This is a genomic window from Pedobacter sp. AK017, assembly GCF_014200825.1.
In the GTDB taxonomy this organism is placed as follows: Bacteria; Bacteroidota; Bacteroidia; order Sphingobacteriales; family Sphingobacteriaceae; genus Pedobacter; species Pedobacter heparinus.
Genome location: NZ_JACHCW010000011.1, coordinates 54,498 through 77,941, shown reverse-complemented (window position 1 = coordinate 77,941; position 23,444 = coordinate 54,498). Strand labels below are relative to the sequence as shown.

The window sequence follows — 23,444 nt, the reverse complement described above, 5'->3', positions numbered from 1 at the left end:
ATTAAAGACCTGTTAATGAAGAAAAGTTTAGTGTTAGGCATTTTAATGTGTATTGCTGTAAGTTTAACCAGGGCACAATTGCCACCAGTTTTTGATGCTGCACGTACGCAAAGCGCGCGTTCTACAGAAACCGTCCGGAAGTTTCTATCGCCGGTGGCCATTACCTGGCAATCCGAGAATGCGAAAACAAATATTGTCAATGCCCAAAGATTGTTAAAACAAGGTAACGGACAGGCAGATCTGTCCGGTACGGATGTTTGCGTGATGAAAAGCGATGCGAATGGTAAGGCAGGTTTATTATTTGATTTTGGTAAAGAGCTGCATGGAGGCTTGCAATTGGTAACAGACCGCTCTAAAAGCAATAAACCAGTTAAGATCAGGATCAGATTTGGCGAGTCTGTAAGTGAGGCAATGTCCGATATTGGGGCTAAAGGTGCTACTAATGATCATGCCATGCGCGATTTTATCGTTGAACTGCCCTGGCTAGGCAAACTGGAAATTGGAAATACTGGTTTTAGGTTTGTAAGGATCGACCTGGCAGATGATAATGCCCAGCTTGCTTTAAAAGAAGTCAGCACTATTTTTATTTTCAGGGACATTCCATATCTGGGTTCCTTTAATTCAAGCGATCCCTTGCTAAACGAAATATGGCTTACCGGAGCTTATACCGTGCACCTGAATATGCAGGATTATTTGTGGGATGGTATTAAACGTGACCGTTTGGTATGGGTTGGTGATATGCATCCGGAAGTGGCCACCATATCGGCGGTATTTGGTAACAATAACGTTGTACCCAAAAGCTTGGACTTATCAAGAGATTTAACCCCATTACCTCAATACATGAATGGCATGATTACCTATTCAATGTGGTGGGTAATTCTTCACCGTGATTGGTACCTGCATACCGGGGATTTAAATTATTTAAAAGCACAAAAGGATTATTTGTTAAAGCTACTGGTACATTTTGCTTCAAAGGTTGATTCAAATAATAAGGAAAACCTACATGATGGCAGGCGGTTTTTAGACTGGCCATCCAGTGCGAATAAAAAAGGAGTAGATGCAGGTATGCATGCCATGTTATCCATAACACTTGAAGCAGGCGCTGAACTGTGTAGCGTATTAAATGACCCGGCAACTGTAAAGATATGTGATGATGCTGTGAAGCGTTTAAAGAAACATGTACCTGAAACCAATGCTTCAAAGCAAGCAGCGGCCCTGTTGTCGCTATCAGGCATTATTCCTGCTGATCAGGCAAATAAAGAAATCTCCATTGATGGAGCAAAAAACTTCTCTACTTTTTACGGTTATTACATGTTGGAAGCCAAGGCAAAGGCCGGAGACTATCAGGGGGCAATAGATAATATCCGCGAGTTTTGGGGTGCCATGCTTAAGCTAGGCGCTACCACTTTCTGGGAAGATTTTAACCTGAACTGGGTACCTGGTGCAAGTCGTATTGATGAAATTGTACCAGAAGGTAAAAAAGACATTCACGGCGATTACGGTGCTTATTGCTATGTCGGTCACAGGCATAGTCTTTCACATGGCTGGGCTTCGGGCCCTACACCCTGGTTAACCACACATGTGCTTGGCGTAAAAGTGGTGGAGCCAGGTTGTAAAGTAATTAAACTTGAACCCCATCTTGGAGACCTGAAGTTTGTTGAAGGTACCTTTCCAACGCCTTATGGTATTGTAAAAATTAAACATACAAAGCTGGCTAACGGACAGATTAAAACAGATTATGCTGCGCCAAAGGGAGTTAAAGTGATTAAGTAATACAATAGCCACACCATCCATCTGGTGAATCCATTGCTAATCGCGGTACTTCAGTTTCTGGCAGGCTTATTGCATTTTATCTATCCTAAACTGCTCATATGCAATCGAAGACGATAGTGAGATTATGCCTGGTTAACCTGCTGATGTGTGGGCCGGTCTTTTCTTTTGGACAAAATGCGGGTGATGCGATCATTCAGACCAAAAAGGGTCAGGATACCGCCAGACAAACAGATCTGATCGACATCGGAAAAGCCTTATTTCGCATCCGCCCAGGTAAAATCCGGGAAGAAAAGGATAAAAAGCTTTATTTTTCTATTCTGCCTATCGGGGGTACTGTACCCGGGGGTACCGGAAATGCGCTCATTACCAGCACTTCAGCTGCGATGTATCTTGGCCCAAAAAAGACGACAAATCTTTCAACGGCGACCTTTACACCCTACTGGAATCTTGGCAGTCGTTTTGGATTGCCAGTCAGGACCAACATCTGGCTTCCCGACAACACCTGGCTGATTCAGGGAGATACCCGATTCCTGGTTTATCCTCAATACACCTGGGGGCTTGGCCACCAGAAAGCGGAGGAGGAGAAAGTATTGCTGAACTATAAATACATCCGGTTTTATCAGAATGCCCTTAAGCGGATCAAACCGTACTTATATGCGGGTCTTGGCTACAACCTGGATTACCGCTTTAACATCAATACCGATGATCCCTCTCCAGAGCTGGAGCAGTATGCCGGCTATCGATACGGCACAGGCAAAAACTCCTTTTCTTCAGGAATTAGCCTGAATATGGTTTATGATACGCGGAGCAATTCCATAAATCCTATGCCGGGAATGTATGGAAATTTAGTTTACCGGGTGAACCCGACGTTTTTAGGCAGCGACAACAGCTGGAGCTCCGTTTATCTGGATGTGCGTAAATACATTTCTATGAATCCGGGAAAACCCCGTCAGCAAAATACGCTGGCACTATGGTCATACTTCTGGACAGTGCTGAACGATAAAACTCCTTACCTGGATTTGCCAAGCACCGGATGGGACCCCTATAACAGATCGGCAAGGGGTATAGACCAGAACAGGTACCGTGGCAGAACGCTGTTTTATGCTGAGAGTGAATACCGCAGGGACATTACCACAAATGGCTTATTGGGTTTTGTGGTATTTGCAAATGTAAATACCGTAAGTGGATCGGGCTCTTTATTTACCTCCTGGAAGCCTGCAGCAGGAACCGGTCTGCGCATTAAGTTTAATAAGGCTTCAAATACGAATATCGGTATTGATTATGGCATGAGTAAAGGATACAGTGCAGTGTTGCTCAATTTGGGCGAAGCATTTTAAACTTGATATCCTTACGAGGTTAACAACCTTTGGCAGGTTGTTTAAAAAGACAACCGGAATAACGTTTATCAATGCTTCGCCTGCAAAATGCCCATCGCCAAATATTATATGGCAAAAGCCCAAAAATTTAGTGAAATGAGTTGAGTGTTCATGCAGATTTCATGGCCATTGATATGTTTTTTTGCTTAAACAAACCAGACCAATAAAAATGGAAAAGCAAACAATAGCTGTAATACCGTTAAAGGAGCTAAACAATGAGGAAGAAAGGCCCCGCCGAAAGGATGACGAGTTTCTTAAAGGAGCTTTTGAAGACAATTTTCCTGATTTCTTACGTTTTGTATTCTCTGATGCCGACGAAATATTGGATTTTAATAGAGAGATAGAATTTTTGAATAATGAGCTGTTCACTATTATTCCAGACAGGGAACGTAAAGGAGGGGGCCGCAGGGCAGATCTTTTAGCTAAACTGTATCTAAAAGACGGTACAGAAAAGTGGGTACTATTGAATGTAGAAATAGAGGGTGGTAATGATCGTAAGTTTGGCCAACGGGTATTTGAATACAATTACCGCATCAGAGATAAGTATAAAGTATCTGTAGCCTCTATCGCAGTATTTACCGGTAAAAAGACGCAATTAAGGCCTACGGAATACCTTGACGAATTGCTGGGTACAGTACTTTCATTTAAGTATACTGCATACCACGTTTTCGATCATCAGGAAGATGAACTGTTAAAAAGCGACAACCCGTTTTCCCTCATTGCTCTGGCCTGCCAGAAAGCATTGCTGGAAGGTAAAATACCGGATGAAGAACTTGCTGATGAAAGGCTTGTCATTGTCAAGGCATTACTGCGTCATGGTTATGACCGCCAGCGGATTATCAGTTTTATATTATTTCTTAAGAACTTCATTTTTATTGAGAGTGAAGAAATTAATCGTAAATTTGATCAGCAGATCGAGGAACTAACTAAAGATAAAAATCCTATGGGAGTTATTGACGTTTTTAAAAAGTGGGAAAGACAGGAAGCTAAAATAGAAGGAAAACTGGAAGGCCGCCGTGAGGAGGCTTTAGAAATTGCCAGGGAACTAAAAAAAGAGGGCCTTACTATTGAATTTATTGCTAAAACTACCAAGCTCCCTATAGCAGAAATAGAAAAGCTATAACCCATATACCCACAATTAAATTATTCATCTGATAATGTGTGGTTTCGTTGGCTGAAATGTATAAGTTTACAATATAATCCGGTTTTGATTTTTTCGGAATTATAGCTAACTTATTATTGGGTTTTAAACACAACAGGGAAATGGGTGCTTACAGCACATATACCGATCAGGAACTGATTGCTTTGTTAAGGGCTGCGGATCATGCTGCTTTTACGGAAATTTACAACCGTTATTGGAGTACGTTGATGGCTATGGCCTACAACCATACCAAAGATAAATCGGCTGCCCAGGAAATTGTGCAGGAACTTTTTGTTGGCGTATGGAGCAGGAGGGACAAACTGGAGATCCAAACCTTAAAAGCTTATCTGGCCACGGCAGTAAAGTTCTCCATATTTAAGCAAATAGAGCGGGAACGCAGGCGCAGGGATATTGAGCATAAGGAGTATAAACTGAACAGTTATGCAGATGACGAACAAAAGCTTGAAGCTAAGTTTTTACAGGAGTATATTAACGGGCAGGTAGAGCTGTTGCCAGAAAAATGCCGCATGGTATTTAATTACAGCCGGGTTGAAGGTATGACCATACCAGAGATAGCAAAGGAGATGAATATTTCGGAAAAAACGGTTGAAGGACATTTAACCAAAGGGATCAAAGTAATCAAAACCAATTTGAAAGATTCCGGCATCCTGATCATTGCTGTTTCTGCAAGCAGTCATTTATGGATTAATTAAATTCAACCTTGCAGGCCGGTGTAAATGGTATTTTTGTGTATGCACACTGCGGTACAGAATAAACGGATATTGATATCATGGGCCAGATATTTTAAAAGAGGCTGAACATGTTGCCATCTAAAAAACGGTTGAAGGGCATTTAACCAAAGTGATCAGAGTAATCAAAGCCAACCTGAACCAGACATTTTCGTTCATCCGCAGTATCCTTCTTCTTTAATTTTGAGTTATTGATCAATATATGATATAGAGTTAACAATTCTGCCCATTTATAAATTGGAAACGTATTTTATGGCAAATTGCCGAATGAACTGTGCCTGGTTTTTTCAAACAAACATTCTTTCATTTTTGCTCCGAAGAAAGTTCATCAAATCAGCCATTACATTTAAAACAATCGAAATAGATACTTGAACATGGTTAAATTTATATTATACTTGCTGCTTAGATAATCAACAAAAAATTATCACCAGGGTACAACTGATGGAGAGCAGGCAACTTAAAAATGAAGAAGAACTATTGGCCAGGATTGCCATGGGCGATCAGCGTGCATTTACGGAAATCTTTGATTTTTATCAGCGTTATGTATATGACTATGGCCGAAAGCTGACTAAATCCGAAGATCAGGCGAGTGAGATTGTACAAGATGTATTCTTAAAAATATGGCTCAACAGAGAAAAATTCAACGAGGTGAAAAATTTCGGGGCATATCTAAACCGGGTAGTAAGAAACCATTCCATAAACGTGATACGCAAATTGGCACAAGATGCCAGATCGGCCACACAGCTTAAAATTAATACTCTGGAATCTGACAATTCCACAGATAAAATACTAGATTACAATGAAAGTAACAGGATATTGACCCAGGCTGTCGAAAACTTAAGTCCCCAGCAACGAACAGCATATACCCTTTGCCATATACAAGGATTGAAATATGAAGAAGTTGCAAAAAAGATGAACGTTTCAAGCCGTACTGTACAGGCACATATGCGTCAGGCTTTAAAACACATACGTGAGCACTTCAGTAAACATGCACTAGCCTATCCGGCGCTATTTGCTGTACTATTTAAATAAATAGCATTGTAAATCAGTCTATTAAATATTTGTCAATTATTTTTTAGTTAACCACTAAGCATTTTTTTTGCGTCAGGTGTCAATGTAGTTAAAAGGTATAAAAGCCTACAACCAACAAACGATGCAAAAATCAAACGCGAGGATTCAAGTCCTGCTACAAAACTATTTCAATAACCTGAATACCGAAACGGAAAATGAAGAGCTATGGTCGCATATCATTACTTCTCACAACGATCAGGAATTGATGCAGCTTTTTCCCGATGCATTTAGTGACGAAATGGACGTTCCCGAAAATGCATTGGATGCCACAAAAAAACAAACTATTTTAAACTACATCTACAATCATCATTTATTACAAGCAAGCCATCAGCCTAAAACGCTGAGGTTACTACCAAAATTGGCGGCGATAGCGGCAGCTGTAGCTTTGATAATCTCAGGCGTTTGGTTTTATGCCGGCAACCCTGTCGCAAATCGCAATTCAAAAATCGCGAATCAAAACGACATTAAGCCTGGCAAAAACACAGCCACAATTACCTTACCAGGTGGCAGCAGCGTGCAACTAAGCGATGCGAAAAGCGGAGTAGTGATTGATGCGAGTAAGATCACCTATAGTGATGGAAGTACTTTGGAAGGGGATACTTCTTCGCCAGGGCTGCTAAATGGAATGACAACCATCACTACTCCCCGTGGTGGAACCTATCAGGTTGTCCTTCCTGATGGTACCAAAGTGTTTTTAAATGCAGACAGTAAGCTTGAATTCCCGGGTAAGTTTTTGGGCGGCGAACGGCGGGTTAAACTGACCGGTGAAGCTTATTTCGTGGTTGTGCATAATTCAAAAATGCCTTTTAAAGTGGAAAGCACCGGGCAGACTGTAGAGGATATTGGTACTGAATTTAACATCAATGCTTATGCGGACGAGCATAGCACGAAAACTACATTGGTTGAGGGCAGTGCAAAGGTAAATGAGGTCATACTCAAACCAAACCAGCAATCCTCTCTTAATGGTACCGGTATAAAAGTTGAAAATGTGGACACAGAATTGTTTATAGCCTGGAAAAACAATCAGTTTGTTTTTGAACAGGATGACATCCGCTACATCATGCGCATGATCTCACGCTGGTATAATGTAGAAATAGTATATCTGGGTGAATTACCTGTAACTACATTTAGTGGCTCGGTATCCCGTTTTGCCAATGTGTCTGAAGTATTGCGGCCATTAGAATCAACCGGACAGGTAAAATTTAAAATTGAAGGAACGAAGATTTTGGTAAGCAGATAGTACGGATATCAAAAAAACCAAATCCCTGCTGAAACAGGAACTTGGTCAATACTTGGTGCTTAATTTAATAAACTAAACCCGCAGTGGCCTGACGCTTCAGAACAAAAGGCTCCTGCACAACCAAATATATAAATGTATAGAAAAATAACCACAAACCTGGGTATAATAAATTCTTATATCCGTAAAATTTGGCTAATTATGCGATTAACCACCGTAATACTAATAGCTGCCCTGATGCAGGTAAGTGCTGCCGGCCTTGCACAGAAAATTACTATTTCAAAAAAACAAGCAGACTTACGTGCTGTACTAAAAGTGCTAAGGACTCAGAGTGGCTATAACTTTGTGTATGCAGACAATGCGCTCTCTCAGGCTAAGCCTGTTGACATTTCTGTAAAAGCTGCCGACTTTAAAGATGTTTTAGCGCAAATATTTGCCAATCAGCCTTTAACTTATAAGATTGACAATAACGTTATCATTGTTCAAATAAAGCCAAGTGTGATGATGCAACCTCTTAGAAAAAATATCAGCGTTTCAGGTGTGATCAATGATGAAGAGGGGAATCCATTGCAGGGCGCAGGCGTAAGAATGAAAGGTGGGGATAAAAAAGCGGTTGCTGATAAGAACGGACGCTATAGTATAGAGGTTCCGGATAATGCAATACTGGTTTTTACCTACCTCGGTTTTGATGACCGGGAAATACGGGTTGAAGGAAGACAAACCATTAACGTTACACTAAAACCGCAGATCAGCAAACTGGATGAGGTTTTAGTGGTAGGATATGGATCCGTACGAAAAGTTGATCTTACAGGTTCTGTTGCGCAGGTAAATATCCGTGATATGACTAAAGCCCCGGTGTCTTCGATAGAACAGGCATTGGCGGGCCGTGTGGCTGGTTTAAATGTTTCTGCCAGTCAGGGACAGCCTGGAGAAGAAGGGATCAATATACGGATCAGAGGAGTGGGCTCCATCACACAGGATGCGTCCCCTTTGTACGTCATTGATGGCTTCGCAACAGAGAACTTTGATCTTTCTATGTTGAACCCTGACGATGTGGAATCCATAAATGTGCTCAAAGATGCTTCCGGAACTGCGATCTACGGCTCCAGAGGTGCAAATGGTGTCATTGTTGTAGAAACAAAAAAGGGTAAAGTGGGTAAATCCAATTTGAATTATTCAGGATCCTACGGTTTTCAGGATGTGACTAAAAGGGTTGAGGTATTAAGTCCTTATGAGTTTGTTAAATTGGAATTTGAGCGGGATTCGGTAACTGCCAGGACGCTGTATCTTCCGGACGGCGTAACCTATGATTCCTATAAAAATCTGGAAGGGATCAACTGGCAGGATCAGTTCTTCACCAAAGGTGTAACCAATATTCACAATTTATCACTGCGGGGAGGGAATAAAGATACCAGGTATGCCATTTCAGGATCCTTGTTTGAGACCGGCTCTGTGGTAGTAAATACGGGTTTGAAGAAACAACAGGGACGCATTACTACAGATCAAAACGTCAGCAAAAAATTGAAAGCTGGCCTGAGTACAAATTATACACACACGCAGACCTATGGCCAGATCGCTTCTTCTATAAAAGATGGCTATGCATCGAGTGCGCTTCTTTATTCAGTATGGGGATACAGGCCAGTTAACGCCAGATATTTGACAGGCGACATAGATCTGGAAGAAGAACTTTTTGATGAAGGTGTAACCAGCACTACAGATTACCGCTTCAACCCGGTGCAGTCTGCAAAGAATGTTTACAGAAATAAGGACAACAATAACCTGGTTGCCAATGGGTATTTTAATTATGACATCACTAATAATCTGGTCTTCAAATCTACCGGTGCCATTAACCTGAATACCATTCAATTGGGTACATTCTATAACTCCAATACGAGCGAAGGTAGCCCCATAAGCCCTAGAAATAACTATGGACAGTGGGGGTCAATGTCCTATAGCAGCCGCACAACCTGGTCTAACGAAAATACCCTTACCTATAGCAAGGTAAACAAGGTTCATTCCTTAAACGTATTGGGTGGTTTTAGTTTCCAAAAGGAAAGCAGCAAAGGAAATAACTATACAGCAATTAAAGTTCCTAATGAGACTTTGGGCATAGACGGATTGGGGCAAGGTACACCGCTGGCTGTAGGCTCTTTCGGCACTTATAATACCCTGCAATCTTATTTCAGCAGAGTAAATTATGGGTATCAATCCAGATACCTGTTCACCGCAACATTCAGGGCCGACGGGTCGTCTAAATTTCCGAATAACAAATGGGGTTACTTTCCATCAGGAGCTTTTGCCTGGAAAATGAAGGAAGAGTCTTTTCTTAAAGGAATTGAAACCATTACAGAAGCCAAATTACGTTTGAGTTACGGCCTTACCGGGAACAACAGAGTAGGGGATTTTTCTGCGCTTTCACCAATCAATGTAGACAACTCTACTGGTTATTCTTTTGGGAATGAGGTGCCAACACCAGCAGCCATCCCTACGATTGGCAATCCCAAATTAAGATGGGAAACTACTGCGCAGCTCAACTTAGGATACGATTTAGCTTTATTGAAGAACAGGATTGAGCTGGTGGTAGATCTATATCGAAAGAAAACAGACAATTTGTTGCTGCTGGCCAATATGTCGCCAAGCACAGGGTATGCCCGTGCCTACAAAAACGTAGGTAAATTAAAGAATGAGGGTTTGGAATTTACCTTGAATACGGTGAATATCAGTAAGCGGGATTTTACCTGGCGGAGTAATTTTAACATCAGCTTCAACCGGAATACCATTTTACAACTAGCTGATGAAGAGGAACGCTTGTTGAATAGTATCACACCCAGATGGCAATCCGGATATGCTGACCCGGTGTTGTATAGTGCAGCAATAGGTCATTCAGTAGGTAATTTCGTTGGGTACATCTTTGATGGGATTTATCAGTACGATGATTTTTATCAATTGCCCAATGGCGGTTACCGCCTTAAAAATGCTGTGCCGACAAACGGGATGGCCAGAGAGGTCATCAAACCAGGATATATCCGCTATAAAGACCTGAACAATGACGGAGTCATCACAGCGGCCGATCAAACCATTATCGGCAGGGGTTTACCTATTCATTCTGGTGGTTTTTCCAACAATTTTACTTATAAAAACTTAAGTCTGAACGTCTTCTTGCAATGGTCTTATGGCAATGATGTATACAATGCAAACAAACTGATTTTTGAGGCAAAAGCATACAGCATGCTGAATCAATATGCGGGTTATGCGAATCGGTGGTCGCCTGCAAATCCGAGTACGACCATACCGGTTGTGGGTGGTGTTCCTGAGGGCTATTATTCGACCAGGGAATTGGAAGATGCTTCCTATTTAAGGTTGAAAACTGTGGAATTGGCTTACAGCGTACCAGTGAATTACCTGAAAAAATTAGGACTTAAAGAGATCATCCTGACAGCTTCTGCACAGAATCTGCTTACATGGACCAACTATTCAGGAATGGATCCGGAAGTGTCCACGCGCAATTCCATCTTAACTCCAGGGTTTGACTATTCTGCATTCCCTATTGCGAAAACATTAGTTTTTGGACTAAAGGCTTCATTATAAAACCAAAAAATATTATGGAAAAGAAATTATATATCTGTATTGTTGTAGCCCTGGTTTGTATGGCTACATCTTGTTCTAAATTTTTAGATACTGTACCAAAGGATACGATCACCAGTTTAAATTATTACGAGACTGAACAACAGCTCAATTCGGCATTGGCCGGGGTGTTCCAGACCTTGACAAAAATTTATGGACACAGCTTTCAGGGGGTGATGTCATTGGACGGAGATGAGGGTTTTTACAACCGTTCTGCACAGAATACGGGCATTGCTGTAAACCTGGTTACCACTTCTGAAACTAACGTAACTAATGTATGGACCGCATTGTATAACGGAATTGAAAGAGCAAACCTATTGCTGGCCAATATCAATAAACCTACAATGACTGAAGCCAACCGGTCTGTCATTAAAGGAGAAGCTTTGTTTTTAAGGTCCTACTTTTACTTTTTACTGGTGAGCTACTGGGGAGATGTGCCTTTGCTGCTGGAACCTACTTCTTCTGTTGCACAAACCAATAATCCCAGAACACCTTCAAAAGAAGTATACGAGCAGATCATCAAAGATATGACCGAAGCGGAAAGTCTGGTCCCTGATGTCAGGCAGGTCAGCAACGCGGGTCACATCAATAAGTCTGCCGTACGCGGTTTATTGGCCAGGGTGTGTTTATATATGGCCGGAGATCCTGTAAAGGATGTGTCCAAATACGAAATGGCTAAAATCTGGGCGAAAAAAGTAATAGATGACGGCTATCATAGCCTTAATCCGGATTACAGGCAGGTATTCATTAACATGAGCCAGGATAAATATGACCTTAAAGAAAGCATCTGGGAGGTTGAGTTTTACGGTTATAGTTCAGATGGTTTCAATGCCACCGGGAAAGTTGGTATTCATTATGGAATTTCCCACGGTGGTCAGGACCCAAATTATGGTTATTGCTTCGGATATGTAGCGGTCACACCAAAGTTATATTTTTCCTATGCAAAAGGTGATTGGAGAAGGGACTGGAACATCGCCCCATACACTTTGTCGTCGACCAATCCTGCCACTAAAACGTATCGCCCAATCTATCCTACAGCCATGCAGGCAAGTGAAAGAAGTGTAGCTAAATGGAAAAGGGAATATGAAACCGTTTATCCAAAAGAGCAAGGAGGTAACTCGGTCAATTATCCGCTGCTGCGCTACTCAGATGTATTACTGATGTATGCAGAAGCAGTAGCAAGTCAAAATGGAACTGTACCAGATCAGGATGTATTGGACCAGACTGTAAATCAGGTAAGGAGAAGAGCGTATGGAAACCTGTTGCCAAATAGAGAGCTGATTGATACCATTACTATTTCTACTGCAGGTTCAGGATATACCTCAGCGCCGGCAGTTACAATTTCTGGTGGTGGCGGTGCAGGTGGCGCTGCTGTTGCCACAGTTGCAACAAGTGGAACCAGAGCGCTAAACGCCATCTATCTGGAGAACAGAGGTGGTAATTATAATTTAACACCAACCATTACTATTGGTGAATCCTGGATGCCAAATGTCTTATACGCTGCAGGTAAACAAGTTTATAACGACAATAAGCTGTATACTGTAACTACAGCAGGTACAACCACCGCTACACCACCAACACAAAGCTCCGGAGCATCTGCAGCAGCCACTACCGGTGCTGTGTTTACCTATGCAGGAGTACAAGCAAAGGCCGCTGTAACCCTGACCAGGTTATCTGAATTTAAAGGTGACGTAAAAACTGCGGGCTTTGCTGACTATGCCAGATTTATGGAGTTCCTGAAAGCGGAGCGTTCAAGAGAATTGGCATTTGAGGCCATGAGGAAGAGAGATCTGGTACGCTGGGGTGATTACTACCGTGTGATGAAACAAATTGCGCTGGATTTTGCTGCTCTGGGATCAAGGGCCTTTGGTGGAAAAGCAGGGGAAAACACCTCAGAGAGAGATGTTTTATGGCCTATACCTGATGCTGAAACTACCGTCAATAAGGCAATCGGTCAGAATCCAGGTTGGTAATTGTTATTCGTTTTACTATTTATTGATAATCTAATGAACACATATTTTAAATATTATTTAATGCTGATATCGGTTTTTTTATTTTCATGTGAGAAATATCAGATTGATGATCCGGCATTAGAAGTTACGGCTGATAAAACCACGGTTAAGGTTGGCGAGTCTGTTACGTTCAAATTTGAAGGGAGCCCTCAAATGTTGTCCTTTTATTCAGGGGAACTCCTGAAGGACTACAACTATGTTACCAATTCCAGAGCATTAAAAAATTGTTATTTGTCTTTCTCCAGTGCTACAGTAGCCGCTATACGACAGCTCAATCAATTGTCGGTACTGGTGTCTGCTGATTTTGACGGTAAATATGCAATTGACAACATTAAGGCTGCTACCTGGGTAGACATCACCAGGCGCTTTACACTTGCAACCAGCACTACAGTAACGCCCTCAACGGAAGTTGATATTATGGATCTTGCCGTTACAGGAAAACCATTATATCTGGCCTTTAGATATATTACCAGGCCTCAGACAGAATTTTTAGCCGCCAATGACTGGAATATCACTGCTGTATTGCTGAAAAGTAAATTTGACGATGCAGAGGTTACGCTAATGGACTATGGGTCAGGTAGTAATTTTTCTGTATTTTCTTATGGTAACAAACAAGCGGGCAGATCGCTTGTAAACACGACCACGATTCAGTTCAAAGGAAATGCAACTGCGGAAATTAAGGAGGAATATACAGAAGACTGGGGAATAAGCAGGGCTATCTATATCAACCCTAACGACCTGGGGAAAGATAAAGCAACAGCGCTTAAATTGTTCAGGGAAGCAAAAAAGGAAAGCTACACCTATACCTACAGTAAAGCCGGCACCTATACGGCCACTTTCGTAGCTGAAACCAATAATGTCTATGGAAATAAAAAGGTAGTTAAGCAAATAGAAATTACCGTTACCAATTAGTATGCTTTCACCCCTGACCAAAAGAATGATGAAAACTATTTTTTTAGCGGTTACGCTTTTAATAACGACACTCAGGTTACAGGCACAACCTAAGGTTGATGTAAATAAAGAAATCGAATTTGCCAAAGCACAATATGAATTGATGCTAAAAGCGAATACAGACCTCAGCAGGTTCCCTCAGTCTGTAAAACAAGACGGGACATTGGATACCCGGACATCAGATTGGTGGTGCAGTGGTTTCTTCGGCGGGTCATTATGGTATCTTTATGAATTTACCAGCGACGATAAATGGAAAGTGGCTGCGGATAAATGGACCATGGCTGTAGAAAAAGAAAAATACAATAAGACCACACACGATTTGGGGTTTATGTTGTATTGTTCCTTCGGAAATGGTTATCGTTTAACCAACAATGAGCAATACAAGGACATTATGCTTGTTGGGGCAGAATCGCTGTCTACGCGCTTCAATCCTAAAATTGGGCTGATCAAGTCCTGGGAGGAGTTTAAAGGCTTTGACTATCCTGTGATCATAGACAATATGATGAATCTCGAATTCTTATTGTGGGCAGCTAAAGCATCAGGAAACCGCAAATTTCATGATATAAGTATTACACATGCTGACAATACCCTTAAAAACCACTTTAGAAAAGATTATAGCAGCTATCATGTAGTTTGTTATGATACTGCAGGAAAAGTACTTGCCAGGAAAACCAATCAGGGGGCTGCAGACGAATCTGCCTGGGCCAGAGGGCAGGCATGGGCTGTTTACGGATATACCATGATGTATAGGGAAACTGGAAATAAGAAGTATCTTAACCAGGCTATAAATATTGCAAAGTTTATTGCCAGTCATCCGAACCTTCCATCGGATAAGATCCCCTATTGGGATTTTAACGCACCGGATATACCGAATGAAGAAAGAGACGCGTCAGCAGCGGCCATTACGGCTTCTGCTTTATTGGAATTGTACACCTATACCAATGATAAGGCACAGTTCAGACTGGCAGAAGACATGTTGGCAAGTCTTTCGGGTAAAGCATACACTGCAAGTCCGGGCAAAAACCACAATTTCCTGCTCAAACATTCGGTAGGTTCAAAGCCCTATAAATCAGAGGTAAATACACCCATAATTTACGCAGATTATTATTACCTGGAGGCATTATTAAGGTATAGCAAACTATTGAAATAATTTAAAAAAGAAATCAGATATATGATGCACATCAATCGCAAAGACTTCCTGAAGCAGACGCTTGCTTTCGCTGCTTTCCTGGCTGCCATTCCGGCTTTAGCCAGTTCCAGTAGCAAGAGAAATAAAACGATTCTTTTACGTTCATCGTGGCAAGTCGAAAATATTGGTGATATTGCCCACACACCAGGGGTGCTGGCATTGATTGAGAAATACCTGCCACATGTGGATGTTCGTCTTTGGCCTATGGACGTAGGGGCTGGTGTAGAAGAAATGCTGATGGCCAGGTTTCCTGGATTAAAGATATTAAAATCAGAAAAGGAGCAGCAAAAAGCAATAGCAGAAAGCGATTTTTTTCTTCACGGATCGGGGCCTTCTCTGGTAGGCAGAAAGGAAATGCTCCGTTGGAAAAAAGAAACAGGTAAACCATACGGGATTTACGGAATTACCTTCCCGGGCAATTATGGTTTTCAGGCACAGGATAAAAATTACAATCCCTTGGATTTAGAACTGATCAATCATGCATCTTTTGCATATTTCAGGGACTCCGTATCGCTGGAATTTGCAAAGCAAATAGGTGCAAAATGCCCGGTAATGGGTTTCTGTCCGGATGGTGCTTTTGCGGTAGATGTAAGAAATGATAAAGCTGCTGATTTATTTCTGAAGGAACATGCACTGGAAACAGGAAAATTTGTTTGTGCAATTCCACAGCTCCGTTTTTCTCCATGGTGGGAACTCCCTTCAAAAGACCCTACAGTTAACCAGGAAAAACATGCATGGAACGAAAAGATGAAAGAACATGATAACCTGCCCATTCGAAATGCAATTATTGAAGTGGTAAGGCAAACAGATCTTAAAGTATTGCTTGTTCCTGAAAATGAAACACAGATCCGTATTGGCAAGGAAATGCTTTATGATCCCCTGCCGGAGGACATTAAGCCCCGGGTTGTCTGGCGTGATAAATATTGGCTAACAGATGAAGCGGTTAGTACTTATGCCCGCTCTGCGGGACTATTCGGGCTCGAAATGCATTCACCTATTATGTGCATAGCAATGGGTGTACCGGCTATCGTTTGCCGCTTTACCGAACAAACCTCTAAAGGATTTATGTGGCGGGATATTGGATTAGGCGAGTGGTTATTTGACATGGATACCAAGTCGGATGTCGACCGGATCGTTCCCGCAGTCCTGGAAATGATGAAAAACCCTAAAGCCGCTAAAGCAAAAGCAATGTCTGCCCTCAGCCGGGTAATTCGATATCAAAAAGACACCATGAAAGTACTGGGAGGGTTTTTGGACCATCCCTCAATGAAAAAATAAAATGAAAAGAAAACACTTTATACAAGTAAATCAACTACGTCTGCTGCCAGCCATCAAAATGGTGTTGATTGCCCTGTTTTTAATTGGAAATGTACCTTTGGCCATTAGTCAGAACGCCCCATATCCGCTCAAACCCCTTGATGCCAAACGCATAGCCGAAATTAAAAACATGCTGTCTGAACAGCCCAAGGGATTTGGCGACCCGATCAGTAAGCGCGAAACCTGGGACAAGCTTTTAAAATCAGGCAAATACGAGCGTTTTTTACGTGGAATGAAAAATTATGCCTTCCCGCCCTTTAGCAAAAAGGACTATTTCTCCCTTTCCAATGGAACAGAAACTTCTTCGGGGGCAGGCTTGACCATGATGCGGAAAAGAGCCGAAGGCTTATCCAAAGTGACCTGGGCCGAATGTCTGGAAAACAAGGACCGATATACCGCTCAGGTAGAAGCAGGCTTGCGCGATATTATCAATCAAAAATCATGGGTATCGCCACGCAGCGATCATGGTTTTAAGAACTACAATGGCGTCGCATATTCGGTAGAACTTACCTCTTCCTTATATGCACATACCATTGCCCAAACCCTCTACATGATGGGCGATAAAATCAGCAGTAAATTAAGAACTGAGGCTATAAACGCCTTGTACCTAAAGATTTTTAATCCTGTACTCGAAAAAATAAGAGCACAAAACAAAGAAAATAGTTTTCTGACTGAAACCAATAACTGGAACCATGTTTGCCTGGCTGGACTGGTTGGAGCGGCACTTGCCACCATTGACAACAAAGACGAACGTGCGACTTTTGTTGCGATAGGCGAATATTATTCGAAAAACGGATTGTCAGGTTTTGGTGAAGATGGGTACTGTGGCGAAGGTATTATTTATTACAATTACGGCTTTGGGCATTATGCGATGTTGCGCGAAAGCATTTGGCAGGCTACAGGGGGTAAAGTTGACCTGTTTAGTGATCCGAAGGTCCAGAAAATAGCCAGATATGTACCCAATCTCGAAATTATAAACAACGTGTATCCAGCTTTTTCAGATTGTCGCGAAGGCGCAACGCCTGACACCGAATTGATGTCTTACCTCAGTCGGAGCCTTAAACTGGGGCTGATAAGATACGACACGCTGTCGATTACCGGAAAAACAAGCGATAACCGCCGGACTTTGATGATGGCCTTTCCCAATTCTTCAACCAGCCTGAAGCCGGGAAAGACAGATCGGAAAGACGCTTCTTCGTTGCGTTTCTTTTTCGACCATACGGGCGTATTGGTATGCAGGCCCGCTGCCGGATCTTCTTCCAATATGGGCGTTGTACTTAAAGGCGGCAATAACAACGAATCACATAATCATAATGATATAGGCTCCTATACCGTTGTGCAAGGTAACCAAACTATGGCGGGTGATCCGGGTGTAATACCCTATACCGCTAATATTTTCGATCCTAAATATCGGTATACTTACAAAACAATAAGTTCATTCGGCCATCCCGTTCCCCTTATTGCGGATAGTACGCAGCGACCAGGTGCCCAGGCCCGCTCAAAAACGACACATTCAAACTTTACACCAGAAAAAGATGAGGTTACCTTAGATATCTCATCGGCCTACAATGTACCCGGACTAAAGAAACTGGAACGCACTATGGTTTACAACAGGCAGGGCAGTGGTAGCGTTACTTTTGAAGATGTTTTTGAGTATACCGAAGCCAAAAAGTTTGAAACTGCGGTGGTTACCCGTTCAGTCTGGAAGCAGGTTTCCGATAGCACCCTATTGCTGACCAGAAATGATCAAAAAATGCTGGTCACCTTTTCTTCTCCGGGCAACAAATTATCCCTGAGATCAGAAGAGATCACTGAGGGAGGCCCGGTTTATGCTCGTATTGGGATTTTTATTGACAAGCCAATAGTGGCGGGTCGCATGATAATCACCTATAAACCGCAAAACTAAGAATTTAAGACATGGATGTTTTTAATGGCGTTAACGCCCTCACTTTAGTTTTTATTGCCTTATTGGTATTTGCCATTGCGTATAGATTTTACGGGATTTTCCTGGCCAATAAAGTATTAAAGCTCAATGCTGCAAACGTAACCCCTGCAATAGAATTTTCAGATGGAAAAGATTATGTGGCCACCAATAAGAATGTATTGTTTGGCCATCATTTTGCAGCCATAGCAGCTGCCGGACCTTTGGTAGGCCCGGTGCTTGCTGCCCAGTTTGGTTACCTGCCGGGAGCGTTATGGATTTTGATAGGCTGCGTATTGGGCGGCGGGGTGCATGATATGGTGGTGCTCTTTGCATCAGTAAGACATAAAGGAAAAAGCCTGGCTACCATAGCAGGAAAAGAGATCGGTACAGGTACTGGTTTGATAGCAGGGATAGCTATTCTTTTTATCCTTATCCTTACGCTTGCCGGCCTTTCTTTAGCCTGTATCAGCGCCATGCATGAAGCTTCCTGGTCTTTGTTTACTGTTATAGCAACCATGCCCATTGCCCTGATCATGGGGTTGATCATGCGCTATCGGAAAGACAGTGTTACCCTGGCCAGTATTTTTGGAGGGATTATGCTAATTGCTTCCATAATTGGAGGCCATGAGCTGATGCAGATTCCCGCCATCAGTAATATTTTCCATTGGAAGATTGCAACCATATCTATCGCCATAACAGTATACGGCTTTCTGGCATCCGTATTACCTGTCTGGTTATTATTGGTCCCAAGGGATTACCTGTCTACCTATTTAAAGATAGGAACGATCCTCATGCTGACAGTAGGAGTGATCTTTGTACACCCAACACTGCAAATGCCTGCACTTACCCAATTTGTGAGCGGTGGCGGTCCGGTTATTGGCGGGCCTGTATTGCCCTTTATTTTTATCGTAATTGCCTGCGGAGCGATCTCTGGTTTTCACGCCATTATTGCTACAGGAACAACTCCAAAAATGCTGACCAATGAAAAGGAGATTCTTTTTGTTGGCTACGGCGCCATGCTGGTAGAAGGCTTCGTGGCTTTGATGGCTTTAATCGCAGCCTGTACATTGCTTCCGGGAGATTATTTCGCCATCAATACCCCAAAAGAGATGTACGAAAGCTTTATTGCGCAAAATCCGGACCTAAAGGCAGTAGACCTGGCCTATTTTAGTGAAAAGATTGGGGTAGAGCTGCAGGGAAGGACGGGAGGGGCAGTATCCCTTGCAGTAGGTATGGCCCATATATTTAATAAAATACCGTATATGGACGATGTAATGGCCTACTGGTACAATTTCGCCATCATGTTTGAAGCGGTGTTTATACTGACAGCTATTGATGCAGGCACAAGGGTAGGCAGGTTCTTCCTGCAGGAGATGATAGGGAGGGTCATACCCAAATTCAATGACAAGAACTGGATGCCGGGGCTCATCATCAGCAGTTTGCTGTTCACGTTTTCCTGGGGCTACCTGGTGTATACAGGGAACGTAAGCAGTATCTGGCCCTTATTTGGGATCAGCAACCAATTGCTGGCAGCCTGCGGCCTGATTGTTTGTACCACCATGCTCATCCGTATGAACAGGAAAAAATACGCCCTTTGTGCTGCTATACCCGGGGTGTTCATGGCCCTCATCACCTTCTGGGCGGGCTATGAGCAGGTGCTGAATATCTACCTGCCCAAGGGCCAATATCTGCTGGCTTTCCTGGCCTGTATAGCCATGGTACTGATGTTCATCGTGTTTGTGAACACTTTTAAAAGATGGTACCAATTGTCAAAAATGAAAGCAGATCAGTTGGATTATTATGGTGATACCGTTAAAGAGTTAGTAGAGAGATGAACTTAACATTTACCAAGCAACTAAAAATGCCTTTGCTGGCATTTATGTTTTTATGGATGGGCGTTTTACATGTTCAAGCGCAATTGACACATCCGGGGATACTGTTCAACGCTGCTGGCCTGGCCAGGTTAAAGACCTATGCAAATACGGAACGGCAGCCATGGGCAGCGACATATGCTAAATTACTTGCCTATAACGATATAAACTATGTGCAGGAACCTGCTTATGCCATTGTTAATAGAGAGTTCGCAGGGGCAACCAGTACTGAGTCAAGGGCAATGTCTGCCCAAAGTCAGAGAGCTTACAGGTGTGCAATTTTGTGGGTCATTACTGGAAATCAAATATATGCAGATAAAGCTAAAACAATATTGAACTCGTGGTCAGGTACCCTGGATAGTATTACCGGAGGCGCTGCCAAGTTATGTGCGGCCTGGTATGGTTTTGGTTTTGTTAATGCTGCGGAAATTCTGCGCTATACAAACTCAGGCTGGAGTACGACAGATATACAGCGCGCGGAATCTATGTTCAGGTATAAATTTTATCCGGTAATTGAACCTTTCCAGGGGGGATGGGCGGGGAATTGGGATACCGCCATTTGTAAAACTATGATGGGAATAGGAGTTTTTATAAATGACGTTGCCATTTACACCAGAGGGCGCAATTATTTGTGGTCAACCACCGAAACCGCTTCAGGAACACTGAACAATTACATTTACCCTACTACCGGCCAGTGTTTTGAAAGCGGTCGCGATCAGGAGCATACCCAAATGGGCATAGGGGGCTTAGCGGAAGCTTGCGAAATAGGGTATAACCAAGGTACGGATCTTTATGGTTTGTTTTCAAACAGGTTACTGTTAGGAACCGAATATACCGCTAAATATAATTTAGGGTATAGCGTACCCTATACAACAAATCATTATGGATCTGTGATTTCTCCTGATTTAAGGGGAGAGTTTCTTCCGTTTTATGAATTGGTTTACAATCATTATGTAAACAGAAAAGGGATGTCCGGAGAGCCGGTTAAATTTACCAAAATGGTTGTGGAAAAAATAAGGCAAGACAATGGAGGAGAAAATGGTACTGCGATATTATCAGGATACGGATCATTGTTGTTTAATGAATATGTATTTAAATATGTTCCTGCTGCGGGTGACTATCGGACAACAGGATTGAGTAGCAGTATGGGTACCCCATCACAGTTTGAAGTTTTTACGAACGGAGATTGGGTAACAGCAACAACTGCCCTTGGATTAACAACTAATTTGTTGGTAAGAAATGGGCAAAGTGCATTGGCAGCAGGTACTAGAAATTTAAAGAACCTGATAGTTGGAGAGGGGGACGGAGCTGTTTTAAGGGCACAGGTCAATGCAGGTACAGTATCGGCATTAAACATTGTAGAGCCAGGTAATTTAAGCAGTATTCCTGCGCTATCTTTTGTTAACGGTGGACAAGCTACAGGCTCTACCAGTGCCGTTGCAACGATTACAAGCGTAAAAGTAACAGGTGCAGATATAAAAAACCGGGGTTCTGGCTATACTAATGCCAGTGTTACTTTTAGCGGTGGTGGCGGAAGCGGAGCAGCGGCCACAGCAGTGGTGAGTGGCGGTAAAATTATGGATATTGTGATCACCAATTCAGGATCTGGCTATACATCCATACCAACTGTGTCTGTTACAGGAAATGGTACAGGAGCAGCTGTTTCGGCAAAAGTTGGTATTACAGAGATAAGCATTAGTAGCGGAGGGACCGGTTATACCAAAGCGCCAGTAGTGATAGCAGGAACCTTTCTGAGAGTGAATGACGGAATTGCTCTAGGTGTATCAAATGATGTATCTTTTCAAAGAGGATCATCTGTGTATAGCGGGGGAGCCTCTTCGGCCGTTACAGGTACATTGAATATCAGCGGCAACCTGATAGCAGAAGATACAGTTAATTTTATCTCTGTAGCTCACGATAATACCATTTCATCACTTACAGTAAATTTTAAAAAATCTACCGTAGATAATATCGGTTTCATAGGCGGAAATGTTACTTTTAGCGCACTGTGTGTTGAAGCTGCGAATACCCTTAAATTGAAGTTAGGTGCCGTAATGAATGTTGCAGATGCTATTGGTCTAAACAGTACTGGTATAATTGATGCAACTAATGGCACTATAGGTTTTGTAAATATCTCTCCTTCTACATCGATAGCAAGAACCATCGCAGCCAATACTTTTAAAGATGCAACTGTCAATAAAATGGTAGTCAATTCAGCCGCCGGTGTTACGCTGAACCAGGGGCTGACGATAACAAAACTGGATATGCAGAAAGGATTGCTGAATATTCCGGAAACTTCAGAGGTTACTGTTTCAAGTGTTTCAGGCGGAAGCAACACTTCCTATATCAACACCATGTCGTCAGCAAGTTCCGGTGCAATTGCGAAAGTTAAAGTAACCGGATTAACAACTGCTCAGGGAGATATTCCTTTAGGAAATGGCGGAAATTATCTGCCTGTACGGATTACCCCACCTGCAGAAACTGCATTTAACTTTACAATGAGTGTACTTACAGGCCTTACAGCTAATGGTTTGCCAGATGGCGGTGTAGTTGCAGACAAGAGCCAGTTTGTAAATGCGTCATACCATGTTATCCGTACAAGCGGAACAGGAGATTATACGTTTCGTGTTGGCTTTCCTGCAAGTCTGAAAGGCAGTGCTTTTACCCCGTCATCTCCTTTCGGTATTTCAAAATATAATGGAAACAGTTGGTTACCTGTTATAGGCAGTGGTAATTATGCACTAAATACCGCTACTGCTACTTTTAATACCAATGGCTTACGCCACCGGGTACAGATTGGTGGGGCTCAACCATTGAATTTAACAGGTACCAATGCCAGCGGCTATACAGAACGCAAGGCGATTAACTTAATCGAGCCGGAAGATTTAGTGAAGATCAAGGCAACCAATATCCTATCTCCAAACGGTGATGGGGTAAATGACAAATGGGTGGTGGATAATATTGATTTTTATCCAAATAACGAGGTGAAGATCTTTGAGCGTACAGGCAGATTAATGTATAGTAAAAAAGCTTATGACAACAGTTGGGAAGGTACCTTAAATGGTGTGCCGCTGGCAGAAGGAACTTATTACTATATCATAAATTTTGGAACAAGCAGGCCAAGTTTAAGCGGTTTCATTACCATTACCAGACCAGAGTAAAAATTGTTGTTGTAGATGCCGGTGGTTAATGCCTTCCAGGGCATATCC

14 protein-coding genes are annotated in these 23,444 nt (G+C 42.5%); all 14 read left to right on the top strand.

Annotated elements, in window-relative coordinates; genetic code table 11:
• Nucleotides 1–15 precede the first annotated feature (15 nt).
• The 14 genes from HDC92_RS16500 (at nucleotide 16) to HDC92_RS16435 (ending at nucleotide 23,396) form a co-directional block, all read left to right on the top strand.
• Nucleotides 16–1,773 (top strand): alpha-L-rhamnosidase, encoded by a 1,758-nt coding sequence (locus HDC92_RS16500; RefSeq protein ID WP_183876112.1) that lies wholly within the window; start codon nucleotides 16–18, stop codon nucleotides 1,771–1,773.
• 98 nt (nucleotides 1,774–1,871) lie between these two features.
• Nucleotides 1,872–3,110, top strand: a complete 1,239-nt coding sequence (locus HDC92_RS16495) for a BamA/TamA family outer membrane protein (RefSeq protein ID WP_183876110.1) — start codon at nucleotides 1,872–1,874, stop codon at nucleotides 3,108–3,110.
• A 208-nt stretch (nucleotides 3,111–3,318) separates the two neighbouring features.
• Nucleotides 3,319–4,272 (top strand): hypothetical protein, encoded by a 954-nt coding sequence (locus tag HDC92_RS16490; protein ID WP_015809769.1) that lies wholly within the window; start codon nucleotides 3,319–3,321, stop codon nucleotides 4,270–4,272.
• 140 nt (nucleotides 4,273–4,412) lie between these two features.
• A complete protein-coding gene (locus HDC92_RS16485) occupies nucleotides 4,413–5,003 on the top strand; it encodes an RNA polymerase sigma-70 factor (RefSeq protein WP_183876109.1) in 591 nt (196 codons plus the stop codon).
• A gap of 477 nt (nucleotides 5,004–5,480) precedes the next feature.
• Entirely contained in the window at nucleotides 5,481–6,071 is a 591-nt protein-coding gene (locus HDC92_RS16480) for an RNA polymerase sigma factor (protein ID WP_015809767.1), read from the top strand.
• A gap of 121 nt (nucleotides 6,072–6,192) precedes the next feature.
• Complete coding sequence (locus HDC92_RS16475; protein WP_183876107.1) at nucleotides 6,193–7,350, top strand: FecR family protein; 1,158 nt, start codon at nucleotides 6,193–6,195, stop codon at nucleotides 7,348–7,350.
• Nucleotides 7,351–7,548: 198 nt separating this feature from the next.
• The gene (locus HDC92_RS16470; RefSeq protein ID WP_255484560.1) at nucleotides 7,549–10,935 is read left to right on the top strand and encodes a TonB-dependent receptor; all 3,387 of its coding nucleotides are present in this window, start codon (nucleotides 7,549–7,551) and stop codon (nucleotides 10,933–10,935) included.
• Between the two features lie 14 nt (nucleotides 10,936–10,949).
• Nucleotides 10,950–12,944 (top strand): RagB/SusD family nutrient uptake outer membrane protein, encoded by a 1,995-nt coding sequence (locus HDC92_RS16465; protein WP_015809764.1) that lies wholly within the window; start codon nucleotides 10,950–10,952, stop codon nucleotides 12,942–12,944.
• Nucleotides 12,945–13,004: 60 nt separating this feature from the next.
• Entirely contained in the window at nucleotides 13,005–13,895 is an 891-nt protein-coding gene (locus tag HDC92_RS16460; protein ID WP_183876103.1) for a DUF5017 domain-containing protein, read from the top strand.
• 25 nt (nucleotides 13,896–13,920) lie between these two features.
• Nucleotides 13,921–15,084, top strand: a complete 1,164-nt coding sequence (locus tag HDC92_RS16455) for a glycoside hydrolase family 88 protein (RefSeq protein WP_255484559.1) — start codon at nucleotides 13,921–13,923, stop codon at nucleotides 15,082–15,084.
• Nucleotides 15,085–15,105: 21 nt separating this feature from the next.
• Nucleotides 15,106–16,401: a polysaccharide pyruvyl transferase family protein gene (locus HDC92_RS16450; RefSeq protein WP_183876099.1), complete on the top strand. Its 1,296-nt coding sequence runs from the start codon at nucleotides 15,106–15,108 to the stop codon at nucleotides 16,399–16,401.
• Between the two features lies 1 nt (nucleotide 16,402).
• Entirely contained in the window at nucleotides 16,403–18,346 is a 1,944-nt protein-coding gene (locus HDC92_RS16445; RefSeq protein WP_183876098.1) for a heparinase II/III family protein, read from the top strand.
• A gap of 11 nt (nucleotides 18,347–18,357) precedes the next feature.
• Nucleotides 18,358–20,199 carry a carbon starvation protein A gene (locus tag HDC92_RS16440; protein ID WP_183876096.1) on the top strand — a complete coding sequence of 614 codons (1,842 nt, stop codon included), beginning with the start codon at nucleotides 18,358–18,360 and terminating at the stop codon, nucleotides 20,197–20,199.
• On the top strand, nucleotides 20,196–23,396 hold the full coding sequence (locus tag HDC92_RS16435) for a gliding motility-associated C-terminal domain-containing protein (protein ID WP_183876094.1): 3,201 nt from the start codon (nucleotides 20,196–20,198) through the stop codon (nucleotides 23,394–23,396). The genes HDC92_RS16440 and HDC92_RS16435 overlap by 4 nt, the downstream gene beginning before the upstream one ends.
• Nucleotides 23,397–23,444 lie beyond the last annotated feature (48 nt).

Excerpts from the sequence above, each read along its gene's own strand:
- HDC92_RS16500 (WP_183876112.1), top strand. The coding sequence starts at position 16 with ATGAAGAAAAGTTTAGTGTTAGGCATTTTAATGTGTATTGCTGTAAGT.
- HDC92_RS16495 (WP_183876110.1), top strand. The coding sequence starts at position 1,872 with ATGCAATCGAAGACGATAGTGAGATTATGCCTGGTTAACCTGCTGATG.
- HDC92_RS16490 (WP_015809769.1), top strand. The coding sequence starts at position 3,319 with ATGGAAAAGCAAACAATAGCTGTAATACCGTTAAAGGAGCTAAACAAT.
- HDC92_RS16485 (WP_183876109.1), top strand. The coding sequence starts at position 4,413 with ATGGGTGCTTACAGCACATATACCGATCAGGAACTGATTGCTTTGTTA.
- HDC92_RS16480 (WP_015809767.1), top strand. The coding sequence starts at position 5,481 with ATGGAGAGCAGGCAACTTAAAAATGAAGAAGAACTATTGGCCAGGATT.
- HDC92_RS16475 (WP_183876107.1), top strand. The coding sequence starts at position 6,193 with ATGCAAAAATCAAACGCGAGGATTCAAGTCCTGCTACAAAACTATTTC.
- HDC92_RS16470 (WP_255484560.1), top strand. The coding sequence starts at position 7,549 with ATGCGATTAACCACCGTAATACTAATAGCTGCCCTGATGCAGGTAAGT.
- HDC92_RS16465 (WP_015809764.1), top strand. The coding sequence starts at position 10,950 with ATGGAAAAGAAATTATATATCTGTATTGTTGTAGCCCTGGTTTGTATG.
- HDC92_RS16460 (WP_183876103.1), top strand. The coding sequence starts at position 13,005 with ATGCTGATATCGGTTTTTTTATTTTCATGTGAGAAATATCAGATTGAT.
- HDC92_RS16455 (WP_255484559.1), top strand. The coding sequence starts at position 13,921 with ATGATGAAAACTATTTTTTTAGCGGTTACGCTTTTAATAACGACACTC.
- HDC92_RS16450 (WP_183876099.1), top strand. The coding sequence starts at position 15,106 with ATGATGCACATCAATCGCAAAGACTTCCTGAAGCAGACGCTTGCTTTC.
- HDC92_RS16445 (WP_183876098.1), top strand. The coding sequence starts at position 16,403 with ATGAAAAGAAAACACTTTATACAAGTAAATCAACTACGTCTGCTGCCA.
- HDC92_RS16440 (WP_183876096.1), top strand. The coding sequence starts at position 18,358 with ATGGATGTTTTTAATGGCGTTAACGCCCTCACTTTAGTTTTTATTGCC.
- HDC92_RS16435 (WP_183876094.1), top strand. The coding sequence starts at position 20,196 with ATGAACTTAACATTTACCAAGCAACTAAAAATGCCTTTGCTGGCATTT.